13 protein-coding genes are annotated in these 14045 nt (G+C 62.6%); 6 read left to right on the top strand and 7 right to left on the bottom strand.

Going from position 1 to position 14045, the window contains the following annotated elements; translation table 11 throughout:
• Window positions 1–10 precede the first annotated feature (10 nt).
• The 6 genes from AC1DYS_RS29350 (at window position 11) to AC1DYS_RS29325 (ending at window position 6688) form a co-directional block, all read left to right on the top strand.
• Window positions 11–1231: a glycosyltransferase family 4 protein gene (locus AC1DYS_RS29350; RefSeq protein WP_477905136.1), complete on the top strand. Its 1221-nt coding sequence runs from the start codon at window positions 11–13 to the stop codon at window positions 1229–1231.
• A complete protein-coding gene (locus AC1DYS_RS29345; protein WP_477905134.1) occupies window positions 1228–2511 on the top strand; it encodes a hypothetical protein in 1284 nt (427 codons plus the stop codon). The genes AC1DYS_RS29350 and AC1DYS_RS29345 overlap by 4 nt, the downstream gene beginning before the upstream one ends.
• A gap of 166 nt (window positions 2512–2677) precedes the next feature.
• The gene (locus AC1DYS_RS29340; protein ID WP_477905200.1) at window positions 2678–3799 is read left to right on the top strand and encodes a glycosyl hydrolase; all 1122 of its coding nucleotides are present in this window, start codon (window positions 2678–2680) and stop codon (window positions 3797–3799) included.
• Window positions 3800–3802: 3 nt separating this feature from the next.
• Complete coding sequence (locus AC1DYS_RS29335) at window positions 3803–4792, top strand: glycosyltransferase family 4 protein (protein ID WP_477905132.1); 990 nt, start codon at window positions 3803–3805, stop codon at window positions 4790–4792.
• A gap of 5 nt (window positions 4793–4797) precedes the next feature.
• Window positions 4798–5751 carry a glycosyltransferase family 2 protein gene (locus tag AC1DYS_RS29330; RefSeq protein ID WP_477905130.1) on the top strand — a complete coding sequence of 318 codons (954 nt, stop codon included), beginning with the start codon at window positions 4798–4800 and terminating at the stop codon, window positions 5749–5751.
• A 31-nt stretch (window positions 5752–5782) separates the two neighbouring features.
• The gene (locus AC1DYS_RS29325; RefSeq protein ID WP_477905128.1) at window positions 5783–6688 is read left to right on the top strand and encodes an SGNH/GDSL hydrolase family protein; all 906 of its coding nucleotides are present in this window, start codon (window positions 5783–5785) and stop codon (window positions 6686–6688) included.
• 6 nt (window positions 6689–6694) lie between these two features.
• Here the strand turns inward: AC1DYS_RS29325 and AC1DYS_RS29320 are convergent, their stop codons facing one another.
• From AC1DYS_RS29320 to AC1DYS_RS29290, 7 genes are all read right to left on the bottom strand, one after another.
• The gene (locus AC1DYS_RS29320; RefSeq protein WP_477905126.1) at window positions 6695–7807 is read right to left on the bottom strand and encodes an acyltransferase family protein; all 1113 of its coding nucleotides are present in this window, start codon (window positions 7805–7807) and stop codon (window positions 6695–6697) included.
• Between the two features lie 20 nt (window positions 7808–7827).
• Window positions 7828–8955 carry a glycosyltransferase family 9 protein gene (locus AC1DYS_RS29315; RefSeq protein ID WP_477905124.1) on the bottom strand — a complete coding sequence of 376 codons (1128 nt, stop codon included), beginning with the start codon at window positions 8953–8955 and terminating at the stop codon, window positions 7828–7830.
• On the bottom strand, window positions 8955–9524 hold the full coding sequence (locus AC1DYS_RS29310; protein ID WP_477905122.1) for a D-sedoheptulose-7-phosphate isomerase: 570 nt from the start codon (window positions 9522–9524) through the stop codon (window positions 8955–8957). The genes AC1DYS_RS29315 and AC1DYS_RS29310 overlap by 1 nt, the downstream gene beginning before the upstream one ends.
• Window positions 9525–9583: 59 nt before the next feature.
• A complete protein-coding gene (locus tag AC1DYS_RS29305) occupies window positions 9584–10498 on the bottom strand; it encodes a polysaccharide biosynthesis tyrosine autokinase (protein ID WP_477905120.1) in 915 nt (304 codons plus the stop codon).
• Between the two features lie 10 nt (window positions 10499–10508).
• Window positions 10509–11942 (bottom strand): chain length determinant protein EpsF, encoded by a 1434-nt coding sequence (epsF, locus tag AC1DYS_RS29300; protein ID WP_477905118.1) that lies wholly within the window; start codon window positions 11940–11942, stop codon window positions 10509–10511.
• Window positions 11943–12072: 130 nt separating this feature from the next.
• Window positions 12073–13176 carry a glycosyltransferase gene (locus tag AC1DYS_RS29295; protein ID WP_477905116.1) on the bottom strand — a complete coding sequence of 368 codons (1104 nt, stop codon included), beginning with the start codon at window positions 13174–13176 and terminating at the stop codon, window positions 12073–12075.
• Between the two features lie 51 nt (window positions 13177–13227).
• Window positions 13228–13905, bottom strand: coding sequence for a sugar transferase (locus AC1DYS_RS29290; RefSeq protein ID WP_477905114.1), 678 nt, complete (start codon window positions 13903–13905; stop codon window positions 13228–13230).
• Between the last annotated feature and the right edge of the window lie 140 nt (window positions 13906–14045).

The following is a 14045-nucleotide window of genomic DNA, read 5'->3' as shown; positions in this document are numbered from 1 at the left end:
TACACAGCCAATGAGAATTGCATACCTCAGCACACTGTATCCGCCCAATGTTGCCGGGGGTGCCGAGTTGGTTCTCAGGAGTCAGGCCGAAGCCATGAGCGCACGTGGACACGATGTCCAGGTCATCGCGCTTCGTGCCGAGCCGGGAGTGCATCGCGAAGTTGTCAATGGCGTCCAGGTGACGACAGTCGGCATCCACAACGAATACTTCAATTTCTGGCAAGTGGCGCACCCGGCGCACAAACGATTGCTCTGGCATGTGCGCGACCGCAACAACCGGCCGATGGCCGAGGCGCTGCGCGAGCTGTTGCGCGAGAGCCAGCCCGATATCGTCTGTTGCCACAACCTTGCGGGCTGGTCGATCAGCGCCTGGGAGGCGATCGATTCCTTGGGCATTCCCATCGTTCAGGTGTTGCACGATCAGTACCTTCGCTGCTCCAAGTCGAACATGTTTCGAAACGGCAAGAACTGCGACAAGCCTTGCCTGGACTGCCGAGCGCTGCGCATGTCGCATGCGCAAGCCAGCGAACAGGTCACTGCCGTGGTCGGCGTCAGCCGCTTCGTTCTGGATCGCCTGTTGAACGCGGGGTATTTCTCAGAGGCGCCGATTCGAGAGGTGCTCTACAACTTCGGTACGTCGGTGCCAAGTGAGCTGCCGCCGAAGCAGCGGGCGCCACGTCTGCGCTTGGGTTTCATCGGCTTTCTCGCCGAGAGCAAAGGCATCGAATGGCTGTTGCGCACGTTCAAGGAATCGCGTCTGTCCGATGTGGAACTGTTGATTGCCGGTCGTGGCGAAGAGCAGTACGAAAAGGGTTTGCGTGAGCGCTACGGCGACGCGGACGACATCAAGTTCCTAGGGTTCATCAAGCCTGCAGATTTCTTTGCCCAGGTCGACGTGGCGATCGTGCCCTCGCTTTGGAACGACACGCTCCCGAGCGTCGTTTTCGAATCGCTGGGATACGGCGTGCCGGTTGTCGGGTCGCGCCGAGGGGGCATTCCGGAGATGGTGCTGGATGGCGTGAACGGCCTCGTCTTCGAGCCCGACGATCCTGCGTCTCTTGTGAGTGCCATCGTGAAGCTACGGGACGACCCCGCTTTACTGTCTTCCCTTCGCAGCGCTTGCCGACCAAGCTCGGCGAAGTTCTATGACGTTCAAGGCTGGGCAGCCGGGCAGGAAGAGATCTTTCGCCGCGCTCGCCAGCACGCGGATTCACGGGCAGTTCCGGCATGACGGCGACCACCACCTTCCGCGAGCCGGCCACACTGGCGGCTCCGACCACCCGAACGATCATCGCCGTCGGGGTCGGTGTCTACGTGGCGACGCAGGCTTTCGACTCGGCGCTTCGCTGGATGCTCGAATTCGGCGGCGCGGGCGCCGCCATCTACGGGCGCGATGCCATCGTCTTGTTGTGCGTGCTGTTGTGCGTTCACGAAATCGCGCGGGAGCGGCGTGACATCGTCGGCAGCGCGGTGGTGTTCTGGATACTCGCCGCACTGGCCTGCATCTCGTTGCTGTCGGGACTCGGAATTGCCCAGACGCTTTTCGGAGTGAAGGTCTGGCTGCCGTTGGTGTTGGGGTTCCTGCTGGTCGAAGCCAAGGTCGTACCTCACCTGAATCGCCCCAAAACCTGGTTCCTGCTGTGGGCCGTGGTGTGTGCAGGCGTGCTCGTCAACTATTTCGATCGCTTGCCGTGGGCGGGCTTGACGGTACAGGTGGGCGACGTCGCCATCTCCGGTAACCGCGAATGGACGGCAGCCGGCGTGAAGCGACTCTCGGGGTTCTCGCGCACGAGCTTCGACGCCGCAATCATCGTCTTGCTGCTGCACCTGTACCTGGTCTGTGTCTGGCGCTCGCTGTTCGTTCGCACGGTGCTGACGCTCGTTTCAGGACTGGTCATCGCGCTCACCACCGCGAAAGGCGCAGCAGGTGCCTTCGTGCTGGTGACGGCGTGCTTGCCCTTTCTCGGCTTCGCGCGTCGAACCGACTCCGTCTGGCGCGTACTGTTCTTGGCCGCGCTGGTGGTCCTGGCGGCCATCGGCCTCGTCTTTCCGCTTGTGTCCTTGCAGATTCCTCTGCCTCGCCTGCCCGAAGGCTCCCCCGAGCACTGGCTCTTGTCGTCGATCGTCTCGAGGGCATGGGACACCTGGCCGCGCGCGCTGCGACTTCTGGAAGACTGGCAGGCCATCACCGGGCGCGGCCTGGGAGGCATCGGCGCGGCGCAGTACGCGTTCGAGCCGGGCAGGGCCAACCCGGCGGACAGTTTTTTTGTTTATGTGTACGTGACGGGCGGCATCCTGGGGGCCTGGTTCTATTTGGCCTTGCTCTATGCAAGCCGCAAGTTGCAGCTTCAACGCGTTGAGCACCGGATCGCGTATCTGGTGCTGCTTTGCTTGTTCGCGTATGGGTTGACGATCAACGTCATCGAGAGTGCCGTCTTCGCCATCGTGATCGGCATGGTGTCTGGGTTGCTGATGCGGCGAAGCCGGGAAGAACATGAAATTTCAAAGTAATTGGCTTCGGCATGCGGCTGCTGCCGCCGGCCACGCATGGCTGTGCGCTTTTTCGCTGATCACCTTCTGCGCGAAACCGGCGTGGGGTGCGGAAGCGACGCCGATCTGGGGTGTCGGTGTTCATCTCCCATCCGGGCAGACCAATGCAACGGAGCTGCGCTTGCTGATGCAACGCCTGGGCGTCACTTCATTTCGCGACGACGTGCAATGGAGCCAGCTCGAGAAAGAACCGGGTGTGTTCCGCTTTCAGAATGCCAACGCGCAGATCGACGACTTGATCGCCGGCCGCTCCGGGCCGCGTGTGCCGGGCATGCTGGTGCTGCATTCCGACAACGCCTTGCACTTTCGCGGCATGCCGCGCACCGACGAAGACCGAGAGGTCTTCGCCAAGTACGTGAAGGTGGTCTTCGAGCGATTCGGTGACCAGGTCTCCGGCTACGAAGTGTGGAACGAATGGAATCTCGGGGCCGGTGCACGCGATGGTCCACGGGGCTCGGTGGAAGACTACGTTCGCTTGCTGGAACGGGTGCGCAGGGTGGCCGATGAGGTCGGTATCAAAGCCCCGTTGGTTGCCGGAGCCGTTGGCAATCGCGACATGGCGTGGATCCGGCGCTTCGTGCAGCTGGGTGGCCTGCGACTGGCAGAAGGCTTCTCGGTTCACCCCTACAACCATTCTGCGAGGGACGCCTCTGCCGAGGAAGTCGTCTCCTGGATGGACGGGCTGGACCGCGAGCTGCGCCAAGCCAACGGGGGCAAGTCGAAGCCGCTCTACATCACCGAGATCGGCTGGCCGACACATGACAAAGGGACAGACGAGGCCACGGCGGCAGCGCGCCTCTTCAAGATGAACCTGCTGCTGCAATCGAAGCCCTATGTCGCTGGCGTGTGGTGGTACGACCTGTTCGACGATGGAAACGATCCATCCAACCGGGAGCACCGCTTCGGCTTGATGCACAAGGATCACACGCCGAAGCCAGCCTTCAATGCGTTGATGCAGTTCATGCAGGTTGCCGCCAAACGGACTGTTGTTCGCTCGACGACCACCGACAAGGGCACGATCGTCCAGCTGTCCGAGTCGCCAGGGCAGCCGAACATCGTTGCCTGGGCGCCTGAACGTGCCGTGAGCGCCCGATTGCGTGGGGCCTCGGGGCCGGCATCGCGTCGCCTGAATCTGGACAACGGCCCGTCGGTCGCCGAAGCCAAGGTCGACTCGTCGGGTCCGGTCGAGCTGAGTACCGTGCCGGTGCTGCTGAATGCGAGCGACCCTGCCAACGTGAAGCTCGACTGACCGATGGCTTTGATATTCGACGCACGCTGGATCGGCGACCATGGCATCGGCCGGTTCGCCAGAGAAGTGCGAAAAGGCCTTGGCAGCGCGCAGGACCTGAGCGGCGGCCCCAAGCCTTCATCGCCCCTGGACTCTGCGTACCTGATGTGGAAGCTGCTGCCTGCTGCGCGAACCTCGGTCTTTCTTTCACCCGGCTACAACGCTCCTGGAACGTCGAGGCTGTCGTTCGTCTTCACGCTGCATGACCTCACCCACATCGATTCGCCGGAGACACGCAGCCGGTCGAAGGCGCTGTACTACCAGCACTTCATGAAGCCGGCCTGCCACCGTGCCCGAATGGTCTTGACCGTCTCGGAATACTCGCGTGCGCGCATTGCGGAGTGGAGCGGGCTCGATGCGAAGCGCATCGTCAACGTCGGCAACGGCGTGGACAAGCACTTTCGCCCTGACGGGGAGCGGTTCACGCGTCCGCGCGGCTACCTGTTCGTCGTCGGCAACCGCCGTCCCCACAAGAACGAAGCCCGAACGCTCGCTGCATTTGCTGCGGTGGCGCATCGGTTTCCCCACGATCTGGTGTTTCTCGGCGAGCCGAGCCCGGCGCTGGTGGATCAGGCAAAAGCCGCGCAGCTCGAGTCGCGCGTGATTTTTCTCGGGCGCGTCGACGATGAACGATTGGCCGCCACCTATCGCGGCGCCGATGCGGTGATGTTTGCCAGCCTGCATGAGGGTTTCGGGCTTCCCGTGGTCGAAGCCCAGGCGAGTGGCGTACCCGTCATCACCTCGAGAGACACCTCGCTGCCCGAAATTGCCGGTGGCGCTGCGATCCTCGTGGACCCACGCAGCACCGAGGCGATTTCAGATGCGATCGAGCGCGTGCTCGAGAGCGCAGAGCTACGACAATCGCTTGTGAGCTCAGGCTTGGTCAACGCGACCCGCTATTCGTGGGAGCGCACCGCGGGCCTGGTTCGCGACGTCATGGCTTCCATCGAGTGACCCCGATGCCATCCGAAACCCACAGTTTTCTGACTCAAAGCGTCAGCGTCGTTATTCCGTCGCGCGATGGGCGAGAGACCTTGAAGCGTGCGCTTGATTCGATCGTGCCCGGAGCACACCACGTTCGGGAAGTCATCGTCGTCTACAGCAACAGCCCGGCCGAGTTCAAGGCGTACTGTGAGGCACTGCTGCCTCAGTATGAAGCGAGCTTCAGCGCTCGCGCCGTCGACAGCGGCGCGGCGAGCAATGGCGCCATTGCCCGGAATTTGGGAATCCAAACTGCCGTAGCGCCCCTGCTCGCGCTCCTTGATGACGACGACGAGTGGTTGCCCGAGAAGCTCGATGTTTATCTCGAGCACATCTCGCGCTTGTCCTTGCCCGAAGACTTCGTGCTCTTCTCGCAGGTCGTCTCGTGCAGGGAGGACCGCACCAGTTGGCAACTGTTCCCGTCGATCCCCTATGACGGCGGGCGCATTTCGGATTTCGTGCTGTCGCCGCTCGGGGGAGCGCAGACGAGTGCGCTGCTCTTGCCCACGCGCCTGGCACAACGCGTCGGGTTCGATCCTTCGCTGGTTCGGCACCAGGACTACGACTTTTGCATCAGGCTCGAAGAGGCCGGTGCCCGCTTCGTCGCGATCGAGCAACCGTTGTCGTACTGGTATCAGCGCGGCAGTGGCGTGGAAAAGGGCGGCACCTTCGACTTCTGCATCGGCTGGGTCCAGAGAAACGCACACCGGCTATCGCGGACGGCCTACATCGGCTACATCGAGAAAGATCTGTTCACGGTGGCTCGCCGGAGCAAACGGCTGGATGAATATCTGGCTTTCATGCGCACGAACCTGACGCGCCGCGAGATGGCGGGCACGCTGTCCCGGCTGGCGGGGCGTGCTGTCAGTGCAGTGGGGCGCAGGTTGTCCCCAAGGGCAGGAGCGTTCGTACCGCGGGGTGATCTGCCTTGAACGAGTTCGATGCGACGGACGGAAGGAAGCAATGCTGATAACAACATTTCGCCAGCGCTCGGTTTCCTCAAGCGAACTGCCGCAGGGGCAGCATCAGTCTCCTCGCGTGACTTGGTTGAAGTCGACCAGAGGTCGAGGGCTGCAATGGATGCTGGGCGTTGCCGGCGCGCTGGTGCTCACGGGCTACAACGCTGAGGCCATCGCTCAGAGTGCTACCGCGGGAACCCGCTCGTCGCCTGCGTGTGAAGGTGCAGCTTCAGCAAACTGTGCGAAAGGCGCCGCCGCCGTGCTCGCCAGGCAACTGGGCACGATCCTCAGCCTCGGGGACTCGATCACGGTCGGACACAGCGGGGGCTACCAGCGCCAATTGTCGACACGACTCAAGTCGGCCGGCGTCTCGTTCAACGGCGACATCGTCAATGCTGGCCACTCAGGCTGGCAGATGATCAAGTGCAATGTCAACGGCATCTATCAGACGCTCGACGCCGAGCTCGACCAGTACAAGCCGGACACGGTGTTGCTCATGATCGGCACCAACGACGTTGGCGGCGGGAATCTGCCGGGGATGAACCTCGCCAGCATCGGTCACCCGGAGATCAATTGCAGCTACGACCAAGCTCCTCAGCGCTTGAATCTGCTGATCGAGAAGATCCACGAGAAGCGTCCCACCGCCATGGTCTTTGTCGCGAACATCATCCCGATCATGCGTCTGCCGATCAGCGAGAGGGAGTCTGAGAAGTACGCGCCGAAGGTCGCGCAATTGGTCAACAAGCGCATCGCTGCAGGAGACTCGCTCATCGCGGCTGTTGACGTGTGGACCGACTTTCCGCGAGAAACCGGATACCAAGCAGACAAAGTCCATCCCACCAGCGACGGTCAGCGCTTCATTGGCGACCGCTTCTTCGAAGCCATCCAGCGCTGGCTTCAAGGCAAGTAACCGAATTCAGCGAATGGTGGCGGTGCCGAGCACGGACTCGGTACGCTTGCGATCTGGCTCGCCGCGCGACAGCAGCTTGAGCAGTGGCTTCTCGACGAGCGGATACGAGAGTGAAGTCAACAGCACGGTTGCGACGGTCGCCCCGAGAATAAGTCCATCAGGCTGGAGTGATTGCAAGACAGGCACCTTCTGCAGTGCTGTCCCGAACGCCAACGCAACGAAGCCGTGGGTGAGGTAGATCGAATACGACGCGTCCCCCAGGTACACCGCCAGGCCTCGACGCGACGAGTCGTTGAAAAGTGCCGCACCCAGCACGATCAGGACGCTCGGAATTCCCCAGACGAGGCCGCGCGAGTACATGCCTTGCGGAATTGCGAGCGTGGCCAGCATCAGCAGCATGCCGGCGCTGACCAGCACGAGTGGCAACCAAGGCGACGATGGCCGCGCGACAGCACGGGCGGCCTGCATGCGGACCACGATCTCGGCTGCCAGCATGCCCAGCACAAACTCCGCGATGAGCGAGTTGGTCAGAAGGTCGCGCATCGCGCTCGGGCTGGAAAGTAGCGCGCCCAAGACCGCTGTGACGGTCAACAACACCGGGACCACGACGAGGCGACGCGCGTTGCTCACGAAAATCATGGCGGTCGCGAAGGCGATGTAGAAGAGCATTTCGAAGGACAGCGTCCAGCCCTGGTCTAGCAACGGATGCGAAGTCGTCCCGTGATACGCCGGGATGAGCAGGTACGACGTAACGATGTACGGCAGGGGGAAAGTGTGGGAGCGAAGTGCGATGTTCGCCAGCCAAAGCAGCAGCAGCACCGTCGTCCAGAACCAATACAGTGGGAACACACGGCGTGCACGCTTGTAGAAGAAACTCAGCGCGTCTTGCGGGCCGACGCGGTTTCTCGTGGTGTAGACCATGATGAAACCTGAAATCACGAAGAACAGATCAACCCCGGCCGCCCCCAGTGCGCCCAGTCCGCTCTTCACGATCCAGGACTCCTGCTTCGAATAAGTCTCGATGGCGTGTGCGAAGTGATGCAAGACGACAAGCGAGGCTGCCACACCCCGCAAGATCTGGATGGACGCCAGCTGGGAGTTTGAGCGCTGCGAATTCATTCGATGCTCTCTTCGGAAAGCTAGTGCGCTGCAGTATGACGCGAGTCGATCCCCTGCGGGTTCGATCGAAGCATGAGGGAATCGATGGCATCGATCACCGCATCGGCATGGATCGCCCGCATGGCATTGCAGCTGGCGGGGTACTCGAACCCCAGGCTCAGGTACTGGCTCGCCGGGTCGGCCGAAATTACCGCGATCGATCGCGTGCCTTTCGGCCCCCAGCGAAGAGCTGACGTCGGGCCGTGGAGCCCGACCGTCGGAACGTCCATGGCCGCCGCCAGATGCATCAAGCCGGTGTTCACGGACACGACGATCTGTGCCTGCTTCAACAGCGAAGGCAGTTCATGCATCGGGTTGCCTGCGAGGTTCAGCGCGTCGATGCCGCCCATCTGCTTCTGCAGCTGATCGTTTCGAGCACGATCGCCCGGGCCACCGCTCAGCACGACGGACAGTCCACGCCCGCTGACATGGCGGGCCACGGCAATCCAGTTCTCCGAGGCCCATTCCTTCAGCTCGCTTCGCTCTCCGCCGGGCCAGGCATGGAGCACGGCATACGGCTTGGCGGTCGGTGGCGCGATCAACTTGTAGTTGATGTCGAAGCTGGGGGCAGTCAACGGCGCGTTGCCGCCGGCAACCAATCGCCGGAAGTTGTCGACTTCATGAAGATCCGCGCGATGGACCACGACATCGTCGTAACCGTAGTGGCGGTACTGCGCTGGCGTTTTGAATCCGACGAGGCGCTTTGCGCCGGACAGGATCGAAATGAGGGAATTGATGCGCGGCCACTGGCCCGCGTCGATCAGCAGATCCAGCTTGCTGCGCCGGAGGATCGAGACGCATCGATGCGGCTGGCTGAGTGGGAGCAACTGCACCTCGTCAGGAACAGCGAGCATCTTCGCGAAACCGTGGTTGGTCGGGCCGGCGAACAGGATGATCTTTGCGAGCGGGTGCGCCTTCCGCAGGTCTGCCAGGGCGGAGGCGAGCACCACGGTGTCGCCGATGGCTGCTTCCTTGATCACGCCAATGGTTCTCGGAGCCTGGTCGGATCGACCCAGCGCCCGGGCCCACCGCATCACCGGGCCCAGCACGAATACCAGCGGGATGCCGAGGTACCGGTCGAGCCTCTTGAGCGCTCGATTGCCGCGCATTAGGCGAAGCCGAGATGCTCTTCAACCAATCCGCAAAGTGCGTGACCGATGAAGATGTGTGCCTCTTGAATGCGCGCGGTGGTCTGGCTCGGCACGACGATGGACATGCTGCAGATCTTGGTCAAGGCGCCGCCGTCGCGCCCGAGCAGCCCGATGGTCTTCATGCCCAACGCATGTGCTGTTTCCACGGCTCGAATGACGTTGCGCGAGTTGCCGGAGGTCGAGATGGCCAGCAGGCAATCTCCCTCGCGTCCCAGCCCGGACACCTGGCGCGAGAAGACGTCGTCGAAAGAGTAGTCGTTGCCGATGCAGGTGAGCGCCGAGCTGTCGGTCGACAGTGCCATGGCGGCGAGAGGGCGCCGGTCCTTGATGAAACGCCCAGTGAACTCGGCAGCGATGTGCTGGCTGTCGGCCGCCGAGCCGCCGTTTCCGCAGAGCATGAGCTTGCCGCTTCGCTGCAGCGTGAGGGCGATCAACTCGCCGGCCTGGCCGATGGCGTCGTCCAGGGTATGCATTTGCGAAAACAGTTCGCGGTGTTCGGCGAGGTTGCGCTGGAGAAGTGCGGTCATTGTTCAGATGTGGAGAGCTGCCGGCATCAAAGGTCTGGTCGTGCCAATGGCGGCTCGATTCAATATTCGTTCATCACCACGCCGGCGATGGCAACCGGACTCTTGCCCAGTTTCTTGAGCAGTCCTTCCATGGCTGACATGCGGCTTCGCCCCTTGCGACCTACGACCAATGCAGCGCCTGCATGGGCCGCGATGACGCGTGCGTCAGCGCCATGCACGGCTGCCGGCGTATCGACCAGAACATGGTCGAACTTCGACAGCAGTTCGTGTAGCAGCAGGCCGAACGCCGGGCGTTGAACCAGCTCCATCGGATTGGGAGGCACGGCGCCCACGGGCATCACATAGAGGCTGGGGAGGTTTTTCACCTGCTGCACCACGCCGTTCTCGGCGCGCCCTGACAGGATCGAGCTCAGCCCGGACGTATGGTCTGCGTCGAACAAGACGTGCTGTCGCGGTGTGCGCATGTCTGCGTCGACCAGCAGCGTGCGGCCACCCAGCTGGCTGAAGGCGATGGCCATGTTGGCGGCGATGTAGGTCTTTCCGTCGCCGATGTCAGGGCTCAGGATGGCCAGGGCACGGCGAGGTTGCTCTTCGCTCAGCACGCCCATCATCAATTGGCTGCGCAAGTCCCGAAACGCCTCTGCTTCATCGCTGAAGGGATTGGTCGCGACGATGAGTTCGCTGCTTTTCTCGCCAAGAGACAGTGCAGGCGTGTAGTCGTAGTGATATTGCTGCGACAGGGCCCGCAACACGTCGTCGCTGCTCGCAAGCTTCAGTGCGACCACGGCCTCGCCGAACCGCAGACCGTGCTGGCGCTGATACGCAAGAACCTCCTCGATCTGCTGCTCGCTGAGGCCACGCGCTTCTCGAATCAGCTCGCCGATGGAGCGATCGTGCACCTCGAATTGCGTGGTGGGGTTGTCGTCTTCTGGCAATGGGTCGAAGCGAGACACGAGTGGGCGGGAGTCGTTCATCGAAGGCGCCTCAGTTGGCGATGGTTCTGGGTGCGCCGCTCAGCACGCGGGTCTTGATCTTGGCCAATCGCGAGACGCCGGCTCGGCCCGCCACCGCGGCTCGCGGAAGCACGATCAAAAGCGGTTGGTTCAAGCCGAGCATCACGTCATCTTCAGTGCGCATGCGGCGATCAGACATCTCACGCCACAATATGGCGCCGACGGCCAGCAGAACGCCCATCACGGCGGCGATGGCGCCATTCAGCAGCAGCCTCGGTGAGGTGGGAAACGGCGGCTGCGTGGCGTTCTGCAGCACCGACACGTTCGTCTGCCGATTCTGGCTTTCCATGTCGGTCTGGGAGATGCGGGCCAGGACGGCGTCGTAGGCGCGCTGGGCGTTTTCGACGTCACGCTGCAGCACGGACGCTTCGTCACGCTTAGCCTTCAGCTGCAGCACTTTGGCGCGCTGTTGCTCCAGTGCGAGCTTCACCTGTTCGAGCCGTCCGCGAGCCACGTTGCTCGTCACCGCCACGCTGCCAGAGGCGGCATTGGTGGCTTCCGCCAGGCGCTGCGTGATCTCGGCGACGCTTGACTTCGCTTCGATCACCGATGGGTGGTTGTCGCCAATGCGGGTTCGCAACTCCTGCAGCCGCGCTTGTGCGCGCGACAAGTCGGTGGACAAGGTGGCGACCAATTGGCTGTTCACGACCTCTTGCATCTGCCTGGGGCTCGTGCCGGCCTCAGCCTGGCGGCCACCCGCCTCGGCAGCCGCCGTCTGCGTGGTCAACAACAGGGAGCTGAGTTCTGCCAGGCGCGCGTTCTCCACGTCGAATCGTTCGTCGGTGGCCAGCAGGCCGCTCTCGCGCTGATACGCCGAGAGCTTGTTCTGCGCAGCCTCCAGGGCGGCGCGGAGTTGATGCGAGCGTTCGTCGAAGAAGGTGTTGTATTGTTTGGCTGGCTCCACGCGCAGTTCGAGCGTCGTGGCAATGAACGCTCGCATGAGTGCATTGGTCATGTCGGCGGCAAAGGCGGGGTCCCCGGCGGTGTACGAGAGCGTCATGGCATTCGACTCTCGGGACGGCAGCACCGTGTACTTCTTCAGGATGACTTTCGCCAGCCACGCCTCGAAACTGCCGCGGCCCATCGTGCTCTCAAGCCAGTTCTGCCGCAATTCGGCGTTCTCGGTCAGGTGCATCGCCTGGATGGCTCGCAGGATCACCCTCTCGCTTTGCGCAATGTCGACTTCAGTCGCCATGTACCCGGGCGCCATGCCGCCCTGGATGGCGCCGGCGATCGGGTCGACGGACTTGCCGTCGACCACCACAGCGGCCGTGGCCGTGTACTTCGGCGCCAGCAACAGCAGGGCGTAGCTCACGCAGAGGACGAGCACCACCGTGCCGAACCATATGGAAAGCCCCAGGCGCCAGCGCGCCTGCAGAACAGTGATCAATTGAGAAAACGACATTTATGAGAGCTCCGCTCGCGACGTGTTGACAGAGGGTGCCGCCGTCGGCACCCATCGGCATAAGAATGAATGCGATCGCAAACAACGCGCCATCTTTGCCACCCTGATTTCGAATCTGATTGCCATGCGTTCAGCCTGGTAGCGAGTACGCGGCCAACAGCTTCGCGTTGAAGGTCAGTTCGCCGAAGCGATGTTTTGCCGCTGCGCGGGCTGCCTCGCCGATGTGAACGCGTTCGGCTGGATTGTCGACGAGCTTGGCGATGCGTTCCATCATGTCTCGCTCGGACGAACACAGAAAACCCGTTTCTCCGTCGACAAGAACCTCGCGATGCTGAGGGCAGTCGAATGCAACGCAAGGCAGGCCAGCGGCCATGGCTTGCACCAGGTACACCGGGAAGCCGCGGGTGGCGTCGGGTGCGACATAGATCCAGCTCGTGGCCATGCGCGAGGCGCACTCGGTGTCATCGTTCGCATCGAAGACGCCGACGCCTGCAGCCGTTAACCGGCGATGCGAGACGGGGTCAACCGCGCCGATCCAGTTGAAGCTGATGCGCAGGTCTTCACTGCTCAGCAGCACCGCAAGCTGAGCGAACAGCTCGACGCTGCGGCCGCTCTGCAGGCGCCCGCCCGTGATGATCAAAGGGTGCCGCGCTTCCCTTCGTTCGGCAGACAGAAAAGCCTCGGTGACCGGGCTTTCGACCAGTTCTGCCGATCGCCACTTGTCGAATGCAAGTGTTTCGTGCGGCGTGTTGACGATGGCGGCGTTGCGTGACGGCCTGAGCACGGGCCAGGCGAAGAACATGGCGATCACACCCAGCCAGCGCATGCTGCCGAGTGAACGAGAGCCGTGAGGGGAATAGAAGATGGGTGACCGGGTGCCGGAAGCGCGTACCGCGCAAGCGCCAACGAGGCACGGCAGCATGCCGTGCAGGTGCACGGCGTGCATCTGCACCCCTGCGAGCACGCGGCTGCAGGCCTCGAACATGGCGCGAGCCTGAAGAAGGGGGTTGCGCAGCCGAGGCACGAGCACCAGCTGTACAGAGTGGTGAAGATGCGCCACGGTATGGCGGTGGCGCACCTCGTCGACCACTACCACGACCATGACCTGGTCCATGCCGGACTGCGCCAGCGCGTGGGTCGCGGGTCCGAGGAAGCTGTTCACCTCGTCGGTGATGTCTCCCACCACATGCAATACCTTGCCGCCCGTAAGCGGCCAGTGATGGTCACGTTGCAAGGTCCCCTCCGCATCGTGACTTCTCGAGGGCCAAGCCGGATCCGGGGGACATCAGTAAGCGCCCTCCCGGAGCAGAACCACGCGCACCGTCTTCACGAGAATGCACGCATCCAGCCACAGGGACCGTTGCTCGACATAACGCTGGTCGAGGGCGACACGCTCTTCATAGGTGGTGTTGTTGCGCCCACTCACTTGCCACAGGCCTGTGAGGCCAGGGCGAACACTCAGGTAGTGCCAGCGAACCCGCCCGTAGCGCGTGAGTTCGGCCACGGTGATCGGCCGCGGTCCGACCAGGCTCATCTCGCCCCGCAGCACGTTGAGCAGTTGAGGCAGCTCGTCGAGGCTGCTCTTGCGCAGAAAGCGCCCGATGGGGGTGATGCGCGGATCCGTCGTCAGCTTGTGGTCGCGTTCCCACTCGGCGCGTGCGACAGGGTCGTCACGCAACAGAGCGGCGAACACCTGTTCGGAGTTTCGAAGCATCGACCGAAACTTCATGCAGCGAAACAGCCGTCCGTTTTTGCCAACGCGGTAGTGCGCGTACAACACGGGCGCGCCGTCTTGCTTCCAGATGAAGAAAGCAATCAGTGCAATCAACGGGCTGAACAGTGCCAGCAACATCAAGGCGAGCAGCTGGTTGAGCCGCACCGCCGCCGACTCGCGCCATTGCATCCCGGATGAAGACGCCTCGCTGGGCGCTCTTGCATCGGCCACAAAGTCCGCAGCATTCATCACAAACATCCTCCCTGGTTTGGCACCTCGAATGACGGTGCAACATTTGCGCCAGCATGCAAGCAGTGCAATCCATTGGCTACGCCCGTTCGAGGGGAATATGTATGGGTTTGTTGGAGCCGTAGGATTTGCAGGGCGAG

Source organism: Rhizobacter sp. P2_G4 (assembly GCF_056403575.1).
The sequence above is the reverse complement of the archived record's forward strand: the minus strand, read 5'-3'. Positions and strand labels throughout refer to the sequence as shown.